A 22,991-nucleotide genomic window follows, 5' to 3' on the forward strand; every position below is an offset into this window, starting at 1 on the left:
ACGGATCAGGTGCAAGACCGCTCTCCGGCTCTTTTTGCTCAGCTCTGAAACGTAGCGGAAGAAAGCCTGGTTCCCGAAGTTGGGACTTCAGTTTGCGCTTCGAAACCGATTAGATTTGATATTATATTCTATTGCACAACTAATTTGTGCACTATGGGAGCGGGTAGGCTGAGGGATGAGCTGCCGGTTCTTGCACTCGGCCAGCGCTTGTCATGTGCGTTAGGTCGTTTCAGGCACGAAAGCCGGAGGCGCTGAAGCTTCGTCTGAAGCGAGAATGGGTCCGGCACTAGGAATTTGAGGCGTGCAGGCCGCAGCAAGGAACTCCGGAGCGCGGCCGGCCGCGCCTTGTATGCGGCAGTTGACCGATTCGAGCAGGGCCGTGACGTGTGCTTCCACCGAGCGTGCCAGCCCGATCAGGTCGTAGCCGCCCTCCAGCAGCGAGACGATACGCCCGCCGCACTCCCGATCAGCGAGATCCACGACACGCTCCGTCGCCCACCGGAAATCCGATTCCGTGAGCGCGAGGTTGCTCATCGGGTCGCGCCAATGTGCGTCGAAGCCGGCCGAGATCAAGATGAGATCGGGCCGGAAATCCGCGATGCGGGGGAGTGCCGTCGTGCGGAGAGCCTCGCGGAATATGGCCCCGTCGGCGCCGGCGGGGAGCGGCATGTTCACGACCGTATCGTACTCGCCACGCTCGGAGGCCGCGCCGGTGCCGGGATAGAACGGCCACTGATGGGTCGAGCAGAAGAGCACGCTCGGATCGCTCCAGAATATCTCCTGAGTTCCATCTCCGTGGTGGGCGTCCCAATCCAGTATCGCGACGCGCTCCGCGCCGTGCACCGCTTGAGCATGGCGAGCCGCGACGGCGATGTTGTTGAAGAAGCAGAAGCCTGCAGCTCGCGCCCGGCCGGCATGGTGTCCGGGTGGCCGCATGGCCGAGAAAGCGTTGCGGACCGCTCCCGTCATCACCTCGTCGACGGCCTGCACCGCGGCACCGGCGCTGCGCAACACGGCCTCGAACGTGCCGGCCGCGACGTGAGTATCCTCGTCCTCCAGCGCCAGGGTTCCGTTCCTCAGGCCCTCTATCGTGGCCTTCACGTAAGCCTCCTCGTGCGCGCGACCCAGCGCGATCTCGGAGGCGACGTGTGCTTGCTCGCGCACGAGGCCGGCGAAGCGTTCCTGTTCCAGGCAGCGCTCGACGGCTCTGATGCGGTCGGCGCGCTCGGGATGCCAGGGCGGCCCCAAGTGGGCGAGTGCGGCCACGTGCGTGAGGTGCAGGGTTGTCATCCGTAGCCTCCCTATCGGTTCGCGCCGGTCCGGATGCGCTGTCCCTCGGGGCGAGAGCGGTGTGCAGGGGAGCGGGCGGGGGGTGCATCGTGGGTCCATATCCACAGTTCACCGATGGTCGCTCGGGGCTCCGGAATGTGTTCTTGATTGAATTTACGGAGGCCTCCGAGCCTCACGCGGGCACCGGCGGTCAGCGCGCCTTGGATGCTCTCCAGAAGTGAGCTTTCCTCGAACGGCTTCGCGACGACGCAGCGAAAGCCGGCCGCCTCGGCGCGGTGGTGCAGATCGTCCGAGCGGCGCCCGGTGATCAGGATGGCCGGCAGGCCGATGTTGCGTTTCCGCGGCCGGCCGACGAGCTGAAATCCGCTCATGTCGGGCATCCAGTTATCCACGACGAGGCATCCCGTCTGGGGCAGCGCCGCGTCGCTGATGAGGTCGCCCGGCGCTGGTAGGGACGTATATTGAGGCCTTCGAGCTCAAACGCGAACTGCAAAGAATGGCGGACGGCTTCATGGTCGTCGGCGGCCAGTACCGGCCTTGTTTGCTTTGCCATGACAGCACCTGATGCCTGATCTCCTCCGCTTAGGCCGGATCTTGAAGCCTCGACTTGATGTGCCTCAACTGGACTGCCGTGTTCCTGTGCGGCGCGCTGGCTGGCGCGATGCTTGGTAGTGCGCTTAAGGCCTGAGCGACCAGTGCCCGCCGGGCGCGCCTGTGCTCGCCGTCCTGCTCGGGACGCCCTGCCGCCTGATTGGCATCCGCTTTGCCAATGCTGGGGCGGACGGGTGAGGCGTCCGTCGTCAGATGATTTGAGATGGGTTGGGACGCTCAGGAACGGAGGCTCTGGTCGACCTGGGCTGCTCGGTTAGGCAGCCTGCGCGTGCTGGCGCAAGCGGCGATCTATGAGGGTCTGGCGCTTGATCCGCGCCCGCTCCTGCAGGAGTTTTCCCGAGGATCGCAGCTGTGCGACGTCCGCGCCCGCTACAAGCTGGCGCGGGACTACCCATCCACGGCCACCAGCTATTCGGCGATGCGCGCCGAGTTCGCCCGGAGCAATGGGTTCGGCAAGCAGCGTGGCAAGGCGGCTGCGCAGACTGCACAGGTCGCGGAAGCCGTGACCGAGGCGCTCAAGGCCCACGGTCGGGAAGACTGCGAAGCCGACCAAGGCTCGCAATCCGAAGAAGGCTGCGGCCGCCGCGTTGCATCGTGCGGTCACGGAGCCCCCGGTCGCTCAGGTGATCGGGGGCCTGTGTGCGTTTGTGGGCAGCCACCACGCCACAGCAGCCGAACACATTATGGCCGAGCTTTGGGTCGCTAGGTGCCGAGCAGGCATAGGCACGCTCGCGATGGACGGATGGCGCGCTCCCGCCTTCTCGTCCCGCTGGTGGGCGTTCATGAGTCAGTGACACCCGGGCGCCGACACCGAGATCTCACCCAGAAAGTCCGGGCCCTCGATGCGGATCGACACGCAATCGCTGTCGGGGTCTGCCCGACGTGCGGTGACCACCTGTGTTACTGGGTAGACGCTCTCCAGTGCCGCGACTGCCGTGACCCTCAAGCCCTCAAGGGTACTGGCCGTGCAGGTCTGCAGATCGGCCCGTAACATCGCCTCTGCCTCGCGCGCGAGGTCGCTGGCTCGGACATAGGGCATGACCACTCTCCATCTCGCCCTCTCCCGCATGCGAGCAACCATGGAGAGAACACCCCGGATCCGACATCGTCGTGCTGCCGGGATGGCGATGAGCAAACTCTGGGCGCCGGCTTCGGCACCACCTCTCAACGATCGACCCAACAAACGACCGGCGTCCGATATCGCGGTCTGAGCGCGAACGTGCGACCAGGCGATCGGTAGCTTTGGTCGCACGTGGTGCCAGACACCCTTCTCAAGGTCTTCAACAATCCTGCTGTCGCCAATGGATCGGCGAGGTGTTTCATCTTGCTGCTCCTGCTGCCCTCATATTCGGCTGCCGCATGGCAGGATGGAATCAATGCCTAGCAGCTTTCGGCCGCAGATATGAGGTAGGTTTCGGATTAGGAGCATAGTCGGAGAACGGAATTGCGTCGACGAGCCTCGCGCACGAGAATGTAACTTGCGGAAAGCGCACGGAAATCATACTTCAATTATGCATGAGGGTGCGCATCAGGAACATATAAAGTGTCAGAAGAAAGCATCGGGCTGAGCCCGAACGTGATCAAGCAGGCCGGCGAGATCGTCGCTGCCTATGTCTCGAACAACTCCATACCGGCCTCCGAGCTTCCGAGCCTGATCCAAAGCGTTCACAGCGCGATCTCTGGGCTGGCCTCAGGTAGCGTCCCGGGCGAATCCGCTCCCGAGATCGACAGGCCGACGCCCGCTGAGATCCGCAAATCGGTCCGGCCCGACGGGATTGTGAGCTTCATCGACGGCAAGAGCTACAAGACCCTCAAGCGCCACCTGACCAGCAACGGGCTCGACCCGCGCAGCTACCGCGAGCGCTACGGCCTGCCAGCCGACTACCCGATGGTCGCCCCGAGCTACGCAGCACAGCGCTCCGCCCTCGCCAAGGCGATCGGCCTCGGCCGCCCAGGCGCTCTGGCTGCTAACGCTTCGGACGGCCTCGACGCCGCCTGATCGAATCTCCGCACCCGATGCTCGGATCTCGTGCTGACATGACCCCGCCGCCTCATGGTCGGCGGGGTTTTGCGTTTCGACCCACGCGACGTTCCCGATACTGCGCCGCAGCATCACGGCCGCGGAATGGCCGGGCAGCCAGTATAACGAAGGTGCGGGATAGCGACGCAGATCGTTCGGTTCCCATCCCCGCGCGAGCTGATCGCCATCGGGCCACGCGGGAGGGTTCATCTGCGTTAAGCACGACCGAGGTCGCGCACCGTTACGGTTTGGCACAGGTGAGCGGCGGCATCGTTGGCCTTCTGGAAACGGAGGGTTCTGGATGGCGTGGGTTGACCTGGCAGATGCGGGGTAGGGTAGCGATCAAGCCGGTCCTGCCGACGGACGTGCGTGGCAAGGATCGGGTGGGCTGACCTCGACCCAGCAAACCGCTCTGCCCGATCAGGTTTACCCTGCACCGAGCTGCTCGAAGGCGCAGGGAAACGAAGATCCTGGCCGGGTGTTCTGGGTTCATGGGGTGAAGACCCAATGGCCTGGGAGGTTGATGTGCTCAAGCGAGTCATGGTCGGGCTGGCATTATGCCTCGGGCTGTTCGTGCGGAGCCCGGAGCCCGCGGCGGCTGCCAACTTCGGCACGGCCGTTGGACTGACCGGGCAGCTTGACGCCGGTATCGTCGAGGTGCGCTATCATAGGCGGCATCACCGCCACCATCGGCGCTGGCATCATCGGCACCATCGCCACTGGCACCATCGTCATCGGCATCATCACTGGCACCGGCATCATCACCACCGGCATCACTGGCGTCACCGCCGGCACGGCCGGCACCTTGATCAACACCGTAGCCTTCGCTTCACGCCCCCGTCCCATCGCTCGGAGGCTGTCCATCCGGTTCACCAGTGGCGGGAGCCAGCGCGGGGCCGAGCAACCCGTCCTGCCGCGGAGCCGAAGTTTTACTGAGGCCAGAACAGGCCGCTCGTAACTCGACACCATGATCCCGGCGGTTATCCTGTCGGGATGCGCCGCGCCGCCGCTTCTGCGTTGCTCATCGCCGTCGGCTCGGCAGCGATCTCGGCTGACGGTTAGGCCGTGCCGATTAAAGACGGCACGAGGGCCTTTGTGGCCAAGTGGTTCCTTGACAGGGAAGCCGCTCTCAACAATCCGCCGAAGCGGCCGTGTTGGATGCTCACCAGCGCCGGCACCTATGTCTGCTACCGGGAAGGGTGCGTGCAGCCTCACGGGTATTTCAACAGCCAGTGAGCCTGCGCCTTCCAAGCTTGGCCATTGTTCGATCGAATACTCGGTCGATCATCGGCCAGCCTGCGCACTCACAACGCGGGCGCCAGGAGGCCTCATGAAGAAGACCATCCTGTCGACACTCGCGGCCGCCTTCGTCGGCTCGGTGCCTGTCGCGCCAGCTGCCGAGGCGCGTCCCAGCTAACGCGGATACTCCGGCCGCTACTACGTTTACCGTCGTCATCCTGGCATCGGTGGCGCTCTGGCGGCGGGTGCCGCCCTCAGGTTATCGGCGGCGCCGTCGCGGCCTCTGCTGCGCCGCGCTACTGCGCTACTACTATCCCTATCCAGCGTACCATGGCCTTACGGCCATCACGCTCGCCGGCCCTGCTACGAAGGTTACTGAGGGCGAAGCTGGGGCGTCCAAAGCGCCCCGACCGCCCCCTTGAGCAGAGTGCTGGTTCCCGCCTGCCCGTGGTTGGCGGCTACAAGGAGCGGCTGAGCCGTCACCACTCCTGCTTCACCACAGAAGCCCTGCTCTGAGCCACTTACTTTGTTCTCGCACTGATTGCAGTAGGGAGATGTTAGTCGCGGTGGGCGTGCTTGATCCGGGCGACCGTTTCGTGCCGGAGCGGATGCGCGCTGAGAGACACGATCGGCAACTAGGTGAGTTAACGAACCGTTAACCGGTGGCGTCTACCCGCGAGCTCGTGAACTACTCCGTCTTCAACGAGGTCCGCGCCCTAATCGGCACGGAACGAACGTTCGGCCTCCTGTCCGACTTCGCCCGAGATCTTGGGCAGCGCTTCCGATCGGAGGCGCCGGAGGACCTTGCCTTCGACGCGCACGCGATGACCTCGTCTGCCGGACTTTTCGGTTTCGGAGAGTTGGCTCGTGTCTGTCGCGAGATCGAGGAGGCGTGCCGGACGGGTTGTCAGGTTGGGGCTCTGCGAACGCGCCTTGATCAGGCTCGGCGCGATACCCTGGACGAAATCGATTGGATGCTCATAGCAAACTAGCCGTTTAACCCACAGCTGACATTACCTTTATTTACTGGGCGCTTAGCCTCCTTGGAACGACATTGGCTGCGTTCTACTTACAAGAGCCCGCCGCACGAGTTGATACCGCGACCGTAAGCGGTTTTGACCCGATCAGCGGAAAGCTGATGACGATCATTGTGGCGGGCGTGCGTACCGCCGCCCGATAGGGTCTCGCCGAAACGGCCGCCCATCCCGGATGAGGCGCGCCCGGAGCGCCCCCTCGGCCAGTCTCATGCGCACGGCGAGCCGCATCGGCCAATACGCCGCGGGCACCGTCCGGCGCGTTCGTGAATTCCTAGGGTCGCCCGAAACGGAAAGGCCCCTATGACCCCAGTGCGCACCGTGATGCTCACCGTTGCCCTGCTCACCTTCGGGTTGCCCAACGCGTCAGGCGTCCAAGCCGCCCACAGGCCTTCTGCCCATAGGCTCAGTCCGGCTTCCCATAGGCACCATCACCGCGTCCGACGACACTTTGGGGGCAAGCTCGCGGATCAGAACCGAAGAGACGCCGCCATCCTGCAGGGGATCTGCATCGGCTGCGAGCCCCGGTAGATCTCATACCAGCGGCGGGTTATGCTGACACGTTTGCCCATGTCCGGTTTGCGATGGCGGTGATGGTGTCTGGCGCGGCAATGAGCCAGTTCCAGGCGTCGCAGCACGCTTCGACAATGGCCTCGTAGCTGTCGTAGAGGCGATGGGCGAGTTTGTTGCGGCGTAAGTATTGCCAGATGTTTTCGACCGGATTGAGTTCAGGTGCGTATGGCGGCAGCATCAGGAGCGAGATGTTGCTGGGAACGACGAGATCAGTGCTCTTGTGCCAGCCAGCACCGTCCAGGACGAGAACGGCGTGGGCCCCCGGCGCCACGGTTCGAGCGAGTTCGGCCAAGTGCGCGTTGAGACCTTCGGTGTCGGCGCGCGGCATCACCAGGCCCGCGCCGACGCCGCGCTGCGGACAGACGGCACCGAACAGGTAGGCCGAGGCGTAGCGCGTGTCCTGCACGGCGCGCGGGCGCGTGCCTCGGCGCGCCCAGACGTAGGCCAGCGTGCCCTTCTGGCCGATCCGGGCCTCGTCCTGGAACCAGATCTCAAGCGGCTGGCCGCGGGCTTCCTCGGGGATCACCTGCGCGACCCGCGCGGCGAAGGTTTTTTAATATCCGCCTGGGCCGCCGCGTCACAGTTCGGGTGACGCGGCCGCACCGAAACGTGGCGGAAGCCGCGGGCGTGCAGCAGATCCCCGATCGTGCGCTCGGCCATGACCACGCCGAAGCGAGCCTCTACCACCCGCTTGAGATCGCGGCGGCGCCAGCGCACCACCCCGTCCGCCGCCACGTCTGGACCCGCCTCGACGATCCGGTCGAACTCCGCCCGTTGCGCCGCACTCAGCAGGCCGGGACGTGCTGGACGCGGCCGATCCATCAGCCCTGCAACGCCGTCCACATTGTAGCGGTGCACCCAGTCCCGCAGGGTTTGTCTCTGCATCCCGGCGCTCTCCGCTGCCGCCGTACGCGATTGGCCATCCAGGACGGACGCAATCGCAAGACAGCGACGGGCTTGGGCAACACTCCGGCTCGACCGCGCCGCACGCCGAAGATCCTCGGCCGTCAGATCCAGGCGTGTGATCGCAAGTGTCATCGTACCGCTCCCGCCACTCAGCAGGACGCACAGAGTCACGCCAAACCCAGTCCGTCATTCAAAAAGGAGTCACGCCCGGCCGCCGTTGGTATCAGACCACCCGATCCGCCGCGGAGGGCTTCTTTACGCTCTCAGGCGGCCAGATCGGCCAGCCCGACGACCTCGCATGTATCGGCTCGTAGCCGCCAGTCGACGATGCCAGCGGCCTCGCAGAACAGCGCTTTGGCGGCTTCAGTAGCGGCCTCCCCGGAGCAGGCGGAAACGAGGGTCTGCCGCTGCAGGATGCGCCGGTCGTGGCCGCGACCATCTGGAACGACCTTGTGAAAGGTGACGAGGAACGTGCGCATGGCTCGACTCCGCTCCTGAAGCGCCGCCGACCTTAAAGCGGCGTGGGGCCGGCCGCTCTAATCCACCGTAAGAACACGGGGCCGGTCAGCGCCGCGATGCCGCCCGACGGTTTTTCCCCATTTCAGCAACCGTTCGGCCGTACCGCGGCCCGCATGTCCGATCTCCCACGCGCCGTCACTTCCTGGCGTGACCAAGTCGAGCGTCTGTCCCCGCACACCTCGCCCTGCCGGTATCGGCCGCCGATCAAGTGGGTGGCGATGCGCGAGAACGCGCTCACCTTCATCGACCGGTTTGGCGCCGAGGCGTACCGGCAGGGCCGGGCCGCGCCGCAGCTGTTCGGCGTGCATCCGGTCCACGGCACGGTTCGGGGCGACTGCTGCGGCGTGCCGATGGCTGCCGCTGCGCCAGCATCGGGGGGCGAGCCGACCCGGGTGCCGTTTGATCGAGCCTCAGCCTACCGGAACCCGCCCGGTCAGCAGTGGGGCATTCCGGTCTGGGAGCTCGCGGCCAGGGACGGCTGAAGCGCTCCCTGCCGTTCGCCATGGCTAACGAGGCCGTCTAGGGCCTTCCATCAAGCCGACGCGCACTGCCGTTGCCAGCAACTCCGCGTCTGTGAGCCAAAGGCCGCCGTCGATCAGCCAGCGCTTAGACGCATCATCCGGATCGACGGTGTGGCCGCAGACCCGAAGCGTGGTAGCCGCGTCGAGGATCTGATCGTACCCCTCGCTCATCTCCTCACCAGATGCGCCATCGAAATCGCCGAGAACGCGAACAGGCGATTTCTGGTGCCCGGGTGCGGCTTCAGAGCACACTGCTGCGCTTCCTTCACCGTGTGCGCGGCACTGCCCCCGCCATACCGACCGAGTGCACTGGGACTTTACTAATTCGCTGGTCTGATCTTAGCTACGCAGGCAGTGTTTCGTCAGCTTCGATTTTGGAGCATAGAGTCTCGCTGGCCCATTCATCATAAAGACCAAGGCAAATGATGAAAACACCGCAAAGGCTTGCGACGATTACCGCGAGCGAGAAAATCGTATCCAGCATGTCGGTCCGTCGAAATTTAAGCCCTCGCGGGATGTTAACGAACGTGGTTAATAACCCATTAAGATAATCTCTCAGCACTGGGCGACCTGCTCGGCAGCCCTTACGGGTGAGCGATTGGGTTCGGACGAAGGTGAGATCAATCTGCCTCAGCGCCCGCTCGAGCTATTCGAGGACGGACTTCATTACGCCCGCGTTTGCAGTTTGCATTGCCAGGAGCGGAGGCATCACTCGCCGGCGGCACGCATCAGCTAGGCTGCACAGGCGCGACACGGCGCGTAGCCCTTCTCCTTTGACCCGGCCGGCCGCCGTTCGCCGGGCATCAAGGATTTCTCCCCAAAGCCTCACGTGGCATGGCGACGTCGAGCATCGCCTCCGCCGAGAGCTTCCTGAACTTGCGTTCTCCTCGTCAGTCGCCTTCAGCCGGCGCGTGTTCGACAACCCCTTGCCGCCGAACGGACCCTGGTTTCAGAACGCGGAGACTCCTGGGGGCCAGAGTCAGGTGACACGACGGCCTCCGACAGACCACAAGGTGCTATTCGGCCGGCTGAGCCGCGCCGCCGACCTCGGACTGCGTGGCCGCAGCCGCGTCGCGGCGCCCGAGCAGCCGCTCGAAGGCGACATAGAAGGTCGGCGTGATGAACAGGGTGACGAAGGTCGCCACGACCAGGCCGCCGATCACAACGGTTCCCATCGAGACACGGGCATGGGCCCCCGCGCCACTGGCGATGGCGAGCGGGATCGAGCCGGTGATAAAGGCGAAGGAGGTCATGAGGATTGGGCGCATGCGCAGGCGTGCCGCGTCCTGGGCCGCCTTCAGGACGTCCTCGCCCTGGCGGCGCAAATCTTCCGCGAAGGCGACGAGCAGGATCGAATTCTTGGCGGCCAAGCCGACCAGGAGCAGGAGCCCGATCTGGCCGAAGATGTCGAGTTCCAGTCCGCGCACGGCCAGGAACCCGACCGCGCCGAAGATCGCGATCGGCGTCGCGAGCAGGATCACGAAAGGAAGCCGCAGCGACTCGTACTGCCCGGCGAGCAGCAGGAAGATCATCAGGACACCCAGACCGAAGATCAGCATGGCGTAGCCGCCCGCAACCTTCTCCTGATAGGCCACGTCGGTCCATTCCACGGCATAGTCGGTGGGCAGCCGGCTCTTGGCGAGCGATTCGACCTCCTTGAGCACCGTGCCGGAGCTTGCGCTCGACGCCACCTCGATCGCGACCTCGATGGCGGGGTAGGTATTGTAGGACAGGACGGCGGTGGGACCGGTGGTAAACTCCGCCCGCACCAGGGAGCCGATGCGCACCGGCTCTCCGCGTCCGTTCAGTACCGGCAGGGCTTCCAGATCCTGGATTGTGCGCCGGCCCGCCGCCTCGCTTTGCACGTAGACTTGGTAGACGAAGCCGAAGCGATTGAAGAGGTTGACGAAGCTTGACCCGACATAGGTCCCCAGCGCGTCGAAAAGGTTCTGGAGCGGCACCCCGAGCTGCTCGGCCTTGGCCCGGTCGATCTCCAGACGGATCTGCGGCACGCCGTAGCTCGTGGTCGGGAGAGCCTGGGCAACGTTGGGGCTCTTTGTGAGCTCCTCGATGAAGCGCTGCGCCGCCTGAGCGAGCTTGATGCCCCCGGTCCCGCTGCGGTCCTGGATCTCCAGGGTAAGGCCGCTGCGGGTGCCGAGACCTGGCAGCGGCGACGGATTGACGACCCGAACCTGCCCGTCCGGATCGTGCCGGAACTTGTTCTGCACCCGCGCGATGACGTCGTCGGCCGAGGCCGCCCGCTCACCCCAGGGTTTCAGGACCGGGACCTCAAACCCGTAGAACGGCGCGACCGCGTCGGCGAGGATGCTGCGCCCGACGACGCCGATCGTGTGATCGACCTCCGGCATCTCCCGCAGGGTCCTGCCGAGACGTTCCACCATCCGATCGGTGCGCGCCACCGAGGCGCCCTTGGGCAGGGCGACGTCCGCGAAGAAATAACCCTGATCTTCATTCGGGACGAACCCGGTTGGGCGCTGCATCACCATGAAGACGGTCAGGGCGGCGAAGGCCGCGAAGGCGAGGCCGACGAGGACGAGGTGACGGCTCAGCCGGCCGATCATCGCGGTAAGCACGTTGGCCGCCCGCTCCAGGACGCGGTTGAACCAGCGCAGGGGCGCCTTCCACCGGCTCTGCCGCGCCTCGGCCCCCTCTGGCCGGTGCTTCAGGATCAGTCCGCACAGCGCCGGGGTCAGGGTCAGAGAGACCAAGGCGGAGATCATCACGGAGATCGCGATGGTCAGGGCAAACTGGTTATAGAGCTGGCCGGTCAGACCGGGAATGAAGGCCACCGGGACGAACAGGGCGGCGAGCACCAAGGTGGTGGCGATCACCGGGCCGGCGACCTCGTTCACCGCCTCCTGGGCGGCGGGGCGCGGCTCCATCCCCTCATCCATCAGCCGTTCGGTGTTCTCCACGACGATGATCGCGTCGTCCACCACGAGACCGACCGCCAGCACCATGCCGAGCAGGCTGAGCGTGTTGAAGGAAAAGCCGAGCAGCGCCATCGGGCCGAAGGTCCCGACCAGCGCCACCGGCACGGCGATCGAGGGGATCAGCGTCGCCCGCCAGTTCTGCAGGAAAATGTAGGTGACGACCACGACGAGGATCAGCGCCTCGAAGAGCGTGTGTACGACCTCGCGGATCGCCTCACGGACGAACTCGGTGCGATCGAGGGCGATCCTGTACTTGAGCCCTGGAGGAAAGCGCCTGGCGAGCTCTTCCATGGTGCTCTTCACGCCGTCCATGACGTGGACGGCGTTGGCACCGGGCGTCTGATAGAGGCCGAGGGTGGCCGAGGGCTGCCCATCGAAACTGGAGCGCACACCGTACTGCTCGGAGCCGAGCTCGACCCGCGCGACGTCGCGGACCCGCACCACCGAGCCGTCCGGATTGGCCCGCAGCAGGATGTTGGCGAATTCCTGCGGCTGGCTCAGCCGACCCTGCGTCACGATCTGCAACTCGAACGCCGTCGGGCTGCCGTCCGTCGGTGGCTTGCCGAGCGACCCGGTGGTGATCTGCTCGTTCTGCTGGCTCACTGCGCGAGTGACCGCGTCGGGGCTGATCGCCAGCGCCTCCATCTTCACCGGATCCAGCCACAGGCGCATGGCATAGCGCTTCTGGGAAAAATTCTGGATCCGACCCATCCCGTCGACCCGGCGCAGGGGTTTGATCACCTGCGTCTCGGCCCAGTTGGCCAGGAACAGCTCGTCGTAGGGCGAGCCCGGTTCGGCATAGAGCACGATGTTTCCGAGCTGCTGTCGGGTGCTTTTCTGAATCTCCAGCCCCTGGGCGCGCACGGAGGCCGGCAGCTTCGCCTCGGCGCGGTTGGCACGGGTCAGCACCTCGGCGGCGGCTGCGTCGAGGTCCGAGCCGATCTCAAAGGTGGCGTCGAGATTGACGCTGCCGTCGGTATTGCTGGTCGAGGTGATGTAGAGCAGGTGCTGCGCGCCGTTGATCTCCTGCTCCAGGGGAGTCGTGACCGCGTCGTAGGCCTGTTGTGCGCTCGCGCCGGGGTAGGTCGCCTGGATGTTGATGATCGGGGGCGCGATCTCCGGGAACTGCGCGATCGGCAGGGTCAGGCCCGCCACGGCACCGATGAGGGTGATCAGCACCGAAATCACGCCGGCGAGGATGGGACGGTCGACAAATCGGGCGAACATGGAACCTCGCCGAGCAGGTGTGGCCGCGAGGACCCGGCATGCAACGCGATCGCGTTTTGCGTGTTCCCTGTCCGGTTCGGGGCGGTGGCGCCGCAACAGGGGGGCAGTCGGCGTGCGGGCGGGGGTGAGATACGGGCTGATCGCAGCCGGTGCGGTTCTGATTCTAGGAGCGGGCGGTTGGTTCGTGGCGGGGCGGCCGGAGCCGTCCGCCATCATGGCCTCGCTGCCGTGGACGGAGACCGAAGCCGAAGCCACTACCGCCGAGCCGCCGATTGCCGTGACCACCGCGTCGGTCCGGCGGCGGCCGGTACCGATCAGCTTCACCTACACGGGCACGATCATCGCCCAGCAAGACGCCGCCCTGCGGGCGCGGGTGACCGGCAGCGTGACCGAGCGGCCCTTCGAGCCGGGCGGCCACGTGAGGAAGGGGCAGGTGCTGTTCCGCATCGATCCGCGGCCCTTTCAGGTCGCCTTGGCGCAGGCCAAGGCTCAGGAGGCGCAGGCCAAGGCGCAGCTTCAGTTCGCGCAAGCTGAGGTCAGCCGCACCGACACCCTGGCCGACAAGGGCTACGCCTCCGAGCAGCGTCTTCAGCAGCTTCAGTCGAACGAGGCGGGCGCCGCCGCCCAGGTCCAGAGTGCCGAGGCCGCGATCGCGCGGCAGAACCTCAATCTCGACTATGCGGTGGTGAACGCGCCCTTCGACGGACGGGCCAGTCTGTCGATCATCAATCCCGGCGACCTCGTCATCGAGAACCAGACGCAGCTCGTGTCGGTAGTCCAGCTCGACCCAATCGACGTGCAGATGGCGCTCTCCTCAGAGGATTCCGAGGCCGTGCGCGAGGCGATGCAGAACGGTCCTGTGACCGTCGAGGTGCTGGATGAGGCCGGGAAGCCCGTCCGCGAAGCGAAGATCTACCAGCTCGACAACCGCTTCGATCCCCGGACCGCCCGGCGTCTCGTGCGCGCCCTGCTGCCGAACTCCGATGAGCGGTTCCTCCCCGGACAGTTCGTTCGCGCCCGGGTGAAAACCGGCACCGAGGAGAAACTCCTCGTCCCGACGATCGCCCTCTCGGCGAAGCTCGCCCAGCAGATCGTCTACGTCGTCGACGAGCAGGGCGTCGTGCGCCAGAAGCCGGTGACGACGGGTGACACCTTCGGTGAGGACACCGCGATCCTGGCCGGGCTCAAACCCGGCGAGCGGGTAGTGACGGACCATCTTCAGGATATGCGCCAGGATCTCAAGGTGGAGATCCGGTCTGCGGATGCCGACGGTCCGGCGAAGCCGCCGGCGGCGGATGCGGGCGGGCGCAAGGTGGGCGAGCCGGGGTGACCGTGCGATGCGGCCCTTCCCGATCGCCCTCGTGCTGGTGCTCATCTCCACGCCGACCGTCTTGTCCGCACCGGCCACGTCGAAGACAGGCTGCCGTGTTGACCGTGCGCAGTACGACGCCCTCAAGCGGGGAATGAGGTACCGGCGGGTGCGGTCCCTTCTTGGCTGCGACGGCCGGCCGGTTTCACATCTGACGATCGGCCGAATCCGGCGCGCGACGTATTCCTGGCCCGGGCGTGGCACCTATGGTGCCAACATCACACTGACGTTCCGCAACGACCGGCTTACCGACAAGGCCCAACTCGGTCTGCGCGTGAAGTGAGCGACCCGGCCTTCAAACGGTGATGTTGCCGCTCGGCCCCAGGGTCACGGCGGCTCCGTCATCGCGTCTGCCGATACCGGTCTGCCGCACAGCCGCGCCGAGATCCGCCGCGCTCACCGACTGGCGCAGGTGCGCCCGTTCGTTGAGCCGTTCATCGCGACCCAGGTTGATGGCCGTTCCCTCGACCACACGCGTAGGGAAGGACGGGCAGCCTCGCCCTGCGCGGGCGTGCCGGTGCAGCAGCACGAGGACGCCGCTCGCCGCCTCTCCACGCTCGATCGCCCGGCTTGAACGCCGGGTTACCCCGACGACCGCCGCCTGGCCAGGACCTCGCGAAGAGCGCGCGCGACCTGCTCGGCCGAATAGGGTTTGCGCACCAACTCGAACCCGTGCGCGTTGTCGCGGGCCAGCGCGTCGCTGTAGCCGGTCGTCAGGATAACCGGGAGCTCCGGATGGCTCACCCGCAATCTGCGGGCGAACTCGACGCCGCCCATCCCCGGCATCACCACGTCCGAGAACACGGCGTCGAACCGGAAGGGGACCTTCTCCATCTCGGACAGCGCCGCTTCCGCATTGTGGGCCCAGACGGTGGAGTGGCCGAGATCCTCCAAGAGTTGCGTGCAGAAGCGCCCGACATCGGGGTTGTCTTCCACCACCAGGACGCAGAGCGCGCGCTCCTCCGCCGGCGCCTCGTCCCGTCCGGCATCGTCATCCTCTGCCAGAATGGGCGCAGGAACCTCGGGCAGATAGAGCGTGAAGGTGGCCCCACGGCCGCTTTCGCTCACGACGTCCACGTCGCCGCCCGACTGCTTCGTGAAGCCAATGACCTGCGAGAGGCCAAGCCCGGTGCCCTTGCCGACTTCCTTGGTGGTGAAGAAGGGCTCGAAGATGCGTCCGAGGAGTTCCGGCGCGACGCCCGGGCCCTCGTCCATGACCGAGACGGCCGCGAATGGGCCTGGCGCGCCCGCGTGCCCGCGAATCGGCGGCAGGGCCGCGCCGCATGCGAGCCGGAGCGTCAACGTACCCTCGCCATTCATGGCGTCGCGCGCGTTCACCGCCAGGTTGACCAGGGCCGTCTCGAATTGACTCGGGTCGGCCCGCACGTGGCAGCGCGTGTCCCGAATCTCCGTGACGACCCGGATGCGCGCCCCCGTCACGGCGTTGAGCATATCGGCCACGCCGCGCAGGCGCGCGCCGACGTCGAGCACCTCCGGCGCGAGCGGCTGGCGGCGGGCGAAGGCGAGGAGCTGGCTCGTCAACTTGGCGGCGCGGTCGACCGTGTCGGAGACCGCCTCCAGGTAGCGGGTACGCCGTTCCTCGGCGAGGTTCGGCCGGCGCAGAAATTCAACGGACGAGCGGATGATGGTGAGCAGGTTGTTGAAGTCGTGCGCCACGCCACCGGTGAGCTGACCGACCGCCTCCATCCGCTGGGCGTGGCGCAACGCTTCCTCGGCCCGTGCGAGTTGCTCCTGGTTTCGCAGGCGCTCGGTGACGTCCTGGGCGTATTGGAAGGCGCCGATCCGCCGGCCTCGCGCATCCCGCAGCGCCGTGAACTTCAGTTCGTAGTAAGGCCGCCTGCGCCCAGGTTCGCCAAACTCCTCGACGACGGTGAACTCTTCTCCGGCGAGCGCGCGCGACCAAACGGCCTGCGCGGCGGCTCGCTGCTCCGGATGGGCCGATAGCAGCTCGAGGAGGTTGTCGCCCGCCTCGGGACGCATGCCGTAGATGATCTCGAACTCGGCCGCGTAAGCGCGATTCACGGCGAGGAAGCAGTATTCGGCGTCCAGCGCGCCGACGAGCGCGTCAGTGGTCTCAAATACGTCCGCCCAGAGCTTGCGCTGGGCGAGCGCCTCCTCGACGCGCCGCTCCAGCGTCGTGTTCATCTCGCGCAGTTGCTCCTCAGCGAGCTTGCGATCGTGGATGTCCTCGACCACGCCGTACCAGCGGACGATACCGCCGCCCGCGTTGCGCCGCGGGTAGGCGCGCGCGCGCATCCAGCGGTACGCGCCGGTGCGCGCGACGCGGATGCGGTAGTCCACATCCACCGGCTCGCCCGAGGCAAGGCAACGTGTGAACACCGTCATGGTCCAGGGCAGGTCGTCCGGATGCAAGGCTTTGGCCCAGCCGGTGCCGTCCGGCTCGCCGGGTGCCTGCCCAGTCAGTTCGAGCCAACGATTCGAGTAGGAGGTGATGTTGCCTTGCGGATCGCAGGTCCAGGGTACCTGCGGGTTGAGCTCGACCGTATTGCGGAAGTGATCTTCGCTCTCCCGCAGGCGTGCTTCGCCGAGGACGCGCGCTGTGGTCTCCGCGGTGACACAGAACAGGCCGTTGACCGCGCCGGCGTCGTCCAGCACGGGCGAATAGGTGAAGGACCACCATCCCTGCTCAGGGCTCCCGTCCCGCGAGAGGTCGAGCACGACGTCGGTGAGCGTCTGGCTCTCGCCGGAGAGGGTGGCTTCCACCAACGGCGCGATCTCGTCCCAGATACTGGCCCAGACCTCTCGGAACGGACGGCCCAGCGCGGTGTCGAGGCGATAGCCGAGGACGGGCCGGTAGGCATCGTTGAAGAAGCAGAGCAGGTCCGGGCCCCAGGCGAGGAACATCGCGGTCGGGCAGGACAGCATCAGGGACAGCGCGCTACGCAGCGCCGGCGGCCAGGTATCGGCCGGGCCGAGGGTGGCCGACCAGTCGTGGGCGCGGATCTCCTCGCCGGTCCGCCCCCCAGGCGGTAGAAACTGGAATGTGTCAGCCACGACAGTCGCGGCTCGACAGCCCGTCCAGGCAAGGTCCGACCCAGGCCGCGCCTGCCGATCCCATTGAGGGTGCGAAGGCGACATCGGCACGCCTCGCATGCTGCGGGTGATTCGAGCGAAGTAAGGTCCTGCCGGGCATGCCTGCCGTATCACCTGTCGTGCCGACGCGATCGTACGATGAACCGTCGCGGGACCGGATGTTCCTCCACGGCAGCTAGGGCCTTGCGGACCGATTGCGTCCCGCGTGCGGCGACGTGAACCGACGAAGCTTGATTTCGAGCCGAATCCCCAGAGCGCAGGGAGCCGGCGCCGTTGAGGCAAACATCGGGGCTGGCCTTTTTCGCCGCCCGCCACCTCATTTCAGAGCACCATCCGGATCGCTCAAGCCTGTTTCTCGATGGATCTTCCCCTGCACAAGCGAGGATGAAGCCGCGCACCTGCGCCTCCACGACTGGTATCGCTTGCTCGACACGCCGCGTAAGCAGGACTTCGACGACATCGCGAAGGCCGCCGCCGAGCTGTGCGAGGCGCCGATTGCTGTGGTCAACCTGAACGGAGACGAGCGGCAATTCCTCAAAGCCGAGGTCGACCTCGGTGTCCGGTAGACGCCACTCGACACCTCGTTCTGGCGGCAAGTGATCCTGCAGCATGATGTCCTTTACGTGCGGGACGCGACCCACGATCCGCGCTTCGCGGGGAACCCCCTTTGTCGCGGGAGAGCCTGGCCTACGCTTCTACGCCGGTGCCTTGCTGACCCGTGACGGTGGGCGTGCCCCTGACGAGCGCTGGCACCTGTGCAAGGACGGCAGCCAATTCTGGGCCAGCGGCGAGATGATGCCGCTGAAGTCCGAGGATGGCGCGCTCGTGGGCTTCCCCAAGATCCTGCGCGACCGCACCGAGCGGCGCGAGGCCGATGCTGCACTTGAGGCCAGCGAGTTGCGCTACCGCTCCCTCGTGGAGGTCAGCCCCAAATCGTCTGGTTCGCCGACGCGGAGGGGAACATCACCTGCTGCAACGCTTACTGGGCCGACTATACCGGCCTGCCCCCGGCGAGACCGGCGCGCGGAATTGGATGAGCGTCATCCAGTTCGAGCACCGGGACCGGACGCGGGCCGCTTGGCTCGCGGCAGCCAGAACGGGACCACGATCGGGGCGCCGCCACGGGGGCGGGGGTTTGGCTCACGGCTGATCGAGCGCAGCTTCGCCGCGGAGGTCGGCGGTGAGGTCGAGCTCATCTTTGCGACAAGCGGCCTGATCTGCCGCCTTGAGGCACCGCTCGCCTCGATGCATGCGGCGCAGGGCCAAGCCGTGGCCTCATGCGCGGCTTCGAGGCCGGCCATTTCGACCGGGAGTTCGGTGACCGAGGGCACGCTCAAGGCTCGCGGTTCCGACTGTCCGCAGCTTGCCGTGCGTCTGAGACATTCACGCCCGCCCGGAGCAAGGGTCGAGGTGGACCAAAAGCCGCCGGCTTGCTTCCGGGCAACCAAGACGAAAATGCAAATAGGGAGTAACCGGCGTCACGCAGACCTTTGAGCTTCAACCTCTCGACCACCGGAGCCGATGAGAGGCAAGACCTTCGCTGTGGCTGCTGGTCGAGACTTCTGCGTCGTTCGGGGGCCTCAGCCTCGATCCGTTCCGCGCGCGGTTTTCGCTTTTGCGGCGCCCGGATATGCACCAAAACAAAGACGTATGGAACACCAAGACCTTCTGTCCGGCTTCGTCAGGCTCCACATCCTCCATCACGCGGCCGATGGCGACCTGTACGGCCAGTGGATGATCGCGGAGTTGGGCCGGCACGGCTATAAGCTCAGCGCCGGGACGCTCTACCCGATGCTGCACGCCATGGAACGCCGCGGGTACCTGACCTCACGGACAGAGCGGGCCGGCCGCAGTCAGCGGAGGATCTATCGCGCGACGCCGTTGGGCTGCGACGCCCTGGCTGTGGCGCGTGAGCGGATGCGCGAATTGTTCCACGAGGTTCTGCCGCGCGAGGAGCCCGACCGAGGCAGCCCTCCCGATCAGTGATCGTCGCCGTCTCTCACGATGGGGCAGCCCCCGTCGAGCACCACGGCGGAGACGCCGGAATGCTGCAGGATGAACCAGGCGCGGGCGGCCTCGGTCATACGCCCGTCGTCGTAGACCGCCACCGGCTGCCGACCATCGGCCCCAGGATTGCCGATCAGCGTGCGCCAGTGCTGGTCCTGCACCAGATCCGTGTCCGCCTGCCTGGCGGCCGCCTCTCAGCCCGAGACCGGCACGCGCACCGCCCTGGGCCAGTGACCTTGTTCGTAATCCCCCGCGCCGCGGGCATCGAGCACCAGCCAGGACGGGTCGAGAGAGGCCGGATCGAGCAGGGCTGACCGGCGCATGGCGGTTGGGTCCGGTCAGAGCAGGGCCAGGACGACACCGCCCACGGCCGTGAGTGCCACGACGATCCACGGCGGCACCCGGCCAACCGTGAGGAGCACGAAGGCCAGCACGGCCACCGCGAAATCGCGCGGGTTGCCGACCGCGCTGGCCCAGACGGGATTGTAGAGCGCGGAACCGAGGATGCCGACTACGGCCGCGTTGGTTCCGCGCATGGCCGCCTGGGCAAGCGGACGAGTCCGGAAGGCGTCCCAGTAAGGCAGCATCCCGTAGACCAGCAGCACCCCCGGCAGGAAGATCGCGACCAGCGCGATGGCCGACCCGGCCAACCCATGGGGTGCCGGTCCAGCGACGGCCCCGAGATAGGCCGCGAACGTGAACAGCGGTCCGGGGACGGCCTGGGCGGCACCATAGCCGGCTAGGAAGGTGCCGGAATTGACCCAGCCCGGGGCGACCACCTCCGCCTGCAGCAGCGGCAGCACCACGTGACCGCCTCCGAAGACCAAGGCCCCGGAGCGGTAGAAGGCATCAAACAGCGCGAGGGCCTGGGATTGCAGGCCAGCGGCCAGCAGTCGAGGGATGATGAGGAGCAGGGCGAAGGCGACTAGGGCCGCCGCGCCGGCCCGCCGGGAGACCGGGAAGACAAGCTGCCCGTCTTGCTCCTGCGGCGGCGTCCGGCAGAGCACGAGACCGGCGAGGGCGCCGAGGACGATGGAACCGAGCTGCCCGACTGACCCTGCGACGAACACGGTGAGGAACAGCGCCGCCACCGCGATGCCGGCGCGCGGCCGGTCCGGTGCCAAAGAGCGGGCCATGCCCCAGACCGCCTGAGCCACCACAGCGACGGCCACAAGTTTCAGGCCGTGGATCACACCCTCGGCCACCGGGCCCGAAAGGGTGCTGGCGCCGTAGGCGAAGGCCACCAGCAGCAGGGCCGATGGGAGCGTGAAGGCGGTCCAGGCGGCGAGCCCGCCGAGAAGACCGCCGCCCCGCAGTACGCCGAGTGAGAAGCCGACCTGACTAGACGCCGGCCCAGGCAGGAACTGGCACAGCGCCACCAGATCGGCATAGCCGCGTTCGTCCAGCCATCGGCGACGCGTGATCAACTCATCGCGGAAATAGCCGAGATGCGCGATCGGGCCGCCGAACGAGGTTAATCCGAGCTTGAGGAAGGCGAGGAACACCTCGCCGACGGAGCCGGACGAGCCTGTGGAAGCCGTGTCGGCCCGCCCTGGCTCGGTGGTCGACGGCGCGTAAGTCATGGGCGACCTCGATCTGGGCGTGTCGGACGGGAGCCGGCCAGGAAGGCATCGGGAGACCAGCGTTCGGCTCCCGACACCTCGGGGAAGAGCAGCTTCTGCAGCCCTTCCGGAAAGAACACCACGAGGCCCACCGGCAGGCGCACCAGGATGACCCATTCGGTCTCGTTGGTCCGCAGCAGGGCGCGCCACAAACTCATCCGGTCACATCCTTGAGAGGATGGCCTTTCGGCGCAGGGCCGCCGCGGAGCTCTGCTTCGGCACACGATCGCACCGGTCTGGATCGGAGCGCCATCCTACGGTATCGCCTTTCGATATCGGGAGCGAGGGGTTGGAACAAGGCCCGCTCGCAGGTCGGTCCCGCCCCTGTCGCGACCCGGACGCCACGATGCCCATCCGCCTGCCCCACCCAGACCGTCGTCAGTTCCTGCGTGCCGGTGGCACCGCCGCGCTCGGCCTCGCGTTCCCACCGGTCCCGGCCCGCGCGTCGGAGTCGCAAGCGGACCACACGGTCCGGATCGCCCCGGTCTCGCATGAGATCGCGCCCGGCAAGGTCATCAAGACGACGGCCTACAATGGCACGGTTCCGGGTCCGGCCCTGCGCCTGCAGGAGGGCAAGCCCGTCCGCATCAACGTCGTCAACGACAGCGGCTATCCCAACCTCATCCACTGGCACGGGTTGTATATCCCGCCCGAGCAGGACGGCGCGACCGAGGAGGGGTCGCCCATCATCGTGCCGGGCCAGTCGCTGGTCTATGCGTTCACGCCGAAGCCCGCGGGCACGCGCTGGTACCATAGCCACGCCATGGCCATGGAGGACCTGACCAGGAGCACTTATTCGGGCGAGTTCGGCTTCCTGATCGTGGAGCCGGCGGCTGGCGACCCGGGCCGCTACGACCGCGAGGTGCTTCTGGCCTCCCACACCTGGGATGGCCATTGGGTCAGCATGCAGGACATCAAGAAGGGCCCACCCCCGGACAACGGTCTGGAGGCGATGTTCCGCGCCGCGACCCTGGGCGACCGGATGCTGGGACACGGGGAGCCTGTGCGCGTCCGCGAGGGGGAGCGGGTGCTCTTTCGCTTCCTCAACGCCAACGCCAGCATGGGCATCGCGCTGTCCCTGCCGGGTCACCGCTTCCAAGTCATCGCGCTCGACGGCAACCCGGTGCCGGTGCAAGCCGCCGTCGAGGTGCTGAAGCTCGACGTGGCGGAGCGGGCCGACGTCATCGTGGAGATGAACAATCCCGGCGTGTGGGTGCTCGGCTCGACCAAGGATGACGACCGCCAGATGGGCATGGGCGTGGTGGTCGAATACGCGAACCATCAGGGCGAGCCGCAATGGGTCAAGCCCCAGCGGGACGATTGGCGCTATGCCGCCTTCGCCCGGACCGAAGCCGCGCCGAAACCGGACCAGACCATCAACCTGAAATTCGAGAAGATCCCCGGGGGCCGCGGCGGCTACAACCGCTGGACGATCAACGGCAAGTCCTGGCCTGACACCAATCCCCTGTTCACGGTGCAGCGGGGCAAGCGCTACCGCTTGATCATGGACAATCATAGCGGCGACGAGCACCCGGTGCACATCCACCGGCATACGTTCGAGGTGACCAAAGTCGGCGAACAGCCCATGTCGGGGCTGATGAAGGACACGATCAGCATGCCACGCTTCTCGAAGGCGGAGATCGACTTCGTAGCGGATGACCCTGGCGCGACCTTCTTCCACTGCCATCATCAGGACCACATGGACGAGGGGTTTGCCGGGCTCATCCACTACAGCACCTGAGCACCTCGTCAGGGGCGCGGCCGCGAAACCGATAATGGTGTCTCGAAGCCTTCCATCTCAATGGATTATTCGAGCAGAGGAATCGGCTGCTTCGGCCCTCAAGCCGAACGTCCATCCCGTGATGCTCGGACTTCCGCGCCCACTCAATCCAGCCGCTCAGGGTTGCGGCCGGGCGCTTCGCGAACCGGCCGATGCCAATCGGTCCGCTTCCGGCCTGAAAGCCAGAAGCGGACGCTCCGCGCTGCTTAATTCCTCAACTTCTGCCTTGCCGGCAGTCGTGAG

Annotated in this window: 20 protein-coding genes and 1 pseudogene; 8 read left to right on the forward strand and 13 right to left on the reverse strand. The window is 66.4% G+C overall.

Annotated elements, in window-relative coordinates:
* Positions 1-219: 219 nt before the first annotated feature.
* The 3 genes from ACYCO6_RS04165 to ACYCO6_RS04175 all read right to left on the reverse strand — a co-directional run bounded on the left by ACYCO6_RS04165 (position 220) and on the right by ACYCO6_RS04175 (position 2,941).
* Positions 220-1,290 (reverse strand): histone deacetylase family protein, encoded by a 1,071-nt coding sequence (locus ACYCO6_RS04165; RefSeq protein ID WP_459769566.1) that lies wholly within the window; start codon positions 1,288-1,290, stop codon positions 220-222.
* Between the two features lie 11 nt (positions 1,291-1,301).
* Positions 1,302-1,670 (reverse strand): response regulator, encoded by a 369-nt coding sequence (locus ACYCO6_RS04170; protein ID WP_459769569.1) that lies wholly within the window; start codon positions 1,668-1,670, stop codon positions 1,302-1,304.
* A 1,019-nt stretch (positions 1,671-2,689) separates the two neighbouring features.
* The gene (locus tag ACYCO6_RS04175) at positions 2,690-2,941 is read right to left on the reverse strand and encodes a hypothetical protein (protein ID WP_459769572.1); all 252 of its coding nucleotides are present in this window, start codon (positions 2,939-2,941) and stop codon (positions 2,690-2,692) included.
* Positions 2,942-3,445: 504 nt separating this feature from the next.
* Between ACYCO6_RS04175 and ACYCO6_RS04180 the strand changes: the two genes are divergently transcribed.
* Positions 3,446-3,901, forward strand: coding sequence for a Ros/MucR family transcriptional regulator (locus tag ACYCO6_RS04180; protein ID WP_459769574.1), 456 nt, complete (start codon positions 3,446-3,448; stop codon positions 3,899-3,901).
* 576 nt (positions 3,902-4,477) lie between these two features.
* Here the strand turns inward: ACYCO6_RS04180 and ACYCO6_RS04185 are convergent.
* Positions 4,478-4,786 (reverse strand): hypothetical protein, encoded by a 309-nt coding sequence (locus tag ACYCO6_RS04185; protein WP_459769576.1) that lies wholly within the window; start codon positions 4,784-4,786, stop codon positions 4,478-4,480.
* 1,058 nt (positions 4,787-5,844) lie between these two features.
* Between ACYCO6_RS04185 and ACYCO6_RS04190 the strand changes: the two genes are divergently transcribed.
* Positions 5,845-6,153, forward strand: coding sequence for an Hpt domain-containing protein (locus tag ACYCO6_RS04190; protein WP_459773427.1), 309 nt, complete (start codon positions 5,845-5,847; stop codon positions 6,151-6,153).
* A gap of 592 nt (positions 6,154-6,745) precedes the next feature.
* On the opposite strand, the gene ACYCO6_RS04195 is transcribed toward ACYCO6_RS04190, so the two are convergent.
* Both ACYCO6_RS04195 and ACYCO6_RS04200 read right to left on the reverse strand, forming a co-directional pair.
* Positions 6,746-7,806 (reverse strand): IS630 family transposase gene (locus tag ACYCO6_RS04195; protein ID WP_459769578.1). Its coding sequence is split into 2 segments (ribosomal slippage): positions 6,746-7,305 and positions 7,305-7,806, totalling 1,062 coding nucleotides; the frame shifts between segments, so codons are not numbered across the junction.
* A 131-nt stretch (positions 7,807-7,937) separates the two neighbouring features.
* A complete protein-coding gene (locus ACYCO6_RS04200) occupies positions 7,938-8,153 on the reverse strand; it encodes a hypothetical protein (RefSeq protein WP_459769580.1) in 216 nt (71 codons plus the stop codon).
* 153 nt (positions 8,154-8,306) lie between these two features.
* Here ACYCO6_RS04200 and ACYCO6_RS04205 point away from each other — a divergent pair, with 153 nt between their 5' ends.
* The gene (locus tag ACYCO6_RS04205; RefSeq protein WP_459769582.1) at positions 8,307-8,675 is read left to right on the forward strand and encodes a hypothetical protein; all 369 of its coding nucleotides are present in this window, start codon (positions 8,307-8,309) and stop codon (positions 8,673-8,675) included.
* Between the two features lie 1,055 nt (positions 8,676-9,730).
* On the opposite strand, the gene ACYCO6_RS04210 is transcribed toward ACYCO6_RS04205, so the two are convergent.
* Entirely contained in the window at positions 9,731-12,895 is a 3,165-nt protein-coding gene (locus ACYCO6_RS04210) for an efflux RND transporter permease subunit (protein WP_459769584.1), read from the reverse strand.
* Between the two features lie 112 nt (positions 12,896-13,007).
* Between ACYCO6_RS04210 and ACYCO6_RS04215 the strand changes: the two genes are divergently transcribed.
* Positions 13,008-14,225, forward strand: a complete 1,218-nt coding sequence (locus tag ACYCO6_RS04215) for an efflux RND transporter periplasmic adaptor subunit (RefSeq protein ID WP_459769586.1) — start codon at positions 13,008-13,010, stop codon at positions 14,223-14,225.
* A gap of 7 nt (positions 14,226-14,232) precedes the next feature.
* Positions 14,233-14,547 (forward strand): DUF3862 domain-containing protein, encoded by a 315-nt coding sequence (locus ACYCO6_RS04220; RefSeq protein WP_459769589.1) that lies wholly within the window; start codon positions 14,233-14,235, stop codon positions 14,545-14,547.
* Positions 14,548-14,559: 12 nt separating this feature from the next.
* On the opposite strand, the gene ACYCO6_RS04225 is transcribed toward ACYCO6_RS04220, so the two are convergent.
* Together ACYCO6_RS04225 and ACYCO6_RS04230 are read right to left on the reverse strand one after the other, a co-directional pair.
* Complete coding sequence (locus ACYCO6_RS04225; RefSeq protein ID WP_459769590.1) at positions 14,560-14,793, reverse strand: hypothetical protein; 234 nt, start codon at positions 14,791-14,793, stop codon at positions 14,560-14,562.
* 53 nt (positions 14,794-14,846) lie between these two features.
* Entirely contained in the window at positions 14,847-17,300 is a 2,454-nt protein-coding gene (locus ACYCO6_RS04230; RefSeq protein WP_459769593.1) for a PAS domain-containing protein, read from the reverse strand.
* Positions 17,301-17,701: 401 nt separating this feature from the next.
* On the opposite strand from ACYCO6_RS04230, the pseudogene ACYCO6_RS04235 reads away from it, so the two are divergent.
* Positions 17,702-18,438: pseudogene (locus ACYCO6_RS04235) on the forward strand (PAS domain-containing protein); the annotation flags it as partial.
* 551 nt (positions 18,439-18,989) lie between these two features.
* Complete coding sequence (locus tag ACYCO6_RS04240) at positions 18,990-19,325, forward strand: PadR family transcriptional regulator (RefSeq protein ID WP_459769595.1); 336 nt, start codon at positions 18,990-18,992, stop codon at positions 19,323-19,325.
* Here ACYCO6_RS04240 and ACYCO6_RS04245 read toward each other — a convergent pair.
* The 4 genes from ACYCO6_RS04245 to ACYCO6_RS04260 are packed head-to-tail and all read right to left on the reverse strand — an operon-like array spanning position 19,319 to position 21,126.
* Positions 19,319-19,507, reverse strand: a complete 189-nt coding sequence (locus ACYCO6_RS04245; RefSeq protein WP_459769597.1) for a rhodanese-like domain-containing protein — start codon at positions 19,505-19,507, stop codon at positions 19,319-19,321. The genes ACYCO6_RS04240 and ACYCO6_RS04245 overlap by 7 nt on opposite strands.
* A 33-nt stretch (positions 19,508-19,540) precedes the next feature.
* On the reverse strand, positions 19,541-19,669 hold the full coding sequence (locus ACYCO6_RS04250; RefSeq protein WP_459769600.1) for a hypothetical protein: 129 nt from the start codon (positions 19,667-19,669) through the stop codon (positions 19,541-19,543).
* Positions 19,670-19,684: 15 nt separating this feature from the next.
* Complete coding sequence (chrA, locus tag ACYCO6_RS04255; RefSeq protein WP_459769602.1) at positions 19,685-20,929, reverse strand: chromate efflux transporter; 1,245 nt, start codon at positions 20,927-20,929, stop codon at positions 19,685-19,687.
* Entirely contained in the window at positions 20,926-21,126 is a 201-nt protein-coding gene (locus tag ACYCO6_RS04260; protein ID WP_459769604.1) for a hypothetical protein, read from the reverse strand. Before ACYCO6_RS04260 ends, chrA begins: the two co-directional genes overlap by 4 nt.
* A 188-nt stretch (positions 21,127-21,314) precedes the next feature.
* On the opposite strand from ACYCO6_RS04260, the gene ACYCO6_RS04265 reads away from it, so the two are divergent.
* Positions 21,315-22,709, forward strand: coding sequence for a multicopper oxidase family protein (locus ACYCO6_RS04265; RefSeq protein ID WP_459769607.1), 1,395 nt, complete (start codon positions 21,315-21,317; stop codon positions 22,707-22,709).
* Positions 22,710-22,991: the final 282 nt, after the last annotated feature.

Source organism: Methylobacterium sp. CM6257 (assembly GCF_054611515.1).

Coding starts and splice junctions, on each gene's coding strand:
- ACYCO6_RS04265 (WP_459769607.1), top strand. CDS start 21,315: ATGCCCATCCGCCTGCCCCACCCAGACCGTCGTCAGTTCCTGCGTGCC.
- ACYCO6_RS04250 (WP_459769600.1), bottom strand. CDS start 19,669: ATGCGCCGGTCAGCCCTGCTCGATCCGGCCTCTCTCGACCCGTCCTGG.
- ACYCO6_RS04175 (WP_459769572.1), bottom strand. CDS start 2,941: ATGCCCTATGTCCGAGCCAGCGACCTCGCGCGCGAGGCAGAGGCGATG.
- ACYCO6_RS04185 (WP_459769576.1), bottom strand. CDS start 4,786: ATGGACAGCCTCCGAGCGATGGGACGGGGGCGTGAAGCGAAGGCTACG.
- ACYCO6_RS04200 (WP_459769580.1), bottom strand. CDS start 8,153: ATGCGCACGTTCCTCGTCACCTTTCACAAGGTCGTTCCAGATGGTCGC.
- ACYCO6_RS04220 (WP_459769589.1), top strand. CDS start 14,233: ATGCGGCCCTTCCCGATCGCCCTCGTGCTGGTGCTCATCTCCACGCCG.
- ACYCO6_RS04260 (WP_459769604.1), bottom strand. CDS start 21,126: ATGAGTTTGTGGCGCGCCCTGCTGCGGACCAACGAGACCGAATGGGTC.
- ACYCO6_RS04170 (WP_459769569.1), bottom strand. CDS start 1,670: ATGCCCGACATGAGCGGATTTCAGCTCGTCGGCCGGCCGCGGAAACGC.
- chrA (WP_459769602.1), bottom strand. CDS start 20,929: ATGACTTACGCGCCGTCGACCACCGAGCCAGGGCGGGCCGACACGGCT.
- ACYCO6_RS04210 (WP_459769584.1), bottom strand. CDS start 12,895: ATGTTCGCCCGATTTGTCGACCGTCCCATCCTCGCCGGCGTGATTTCG.
- ACYCO6_RS04165 (WP_459769566.1), bottom strand. CDS start 1,290: ATGACAACCCTGCACCTCACGCACGTGGCCGCACTCGCCCACTTGGGG.
- ACYCO6_RS04205 (WP_459769582.1), top strand. CDS start 8,307: ATGTCCGATCTCCCACGCGCCGTCACTTCCTGGCGTGACCAAGTCGAG.
- ACYCO6_RS04240 (WP_459769595.1), top strand. CDS start 18,990: ATGGAACACCAAGACCTTCTGTCCGGCTTCGTCAGGCTCCACATCCTC.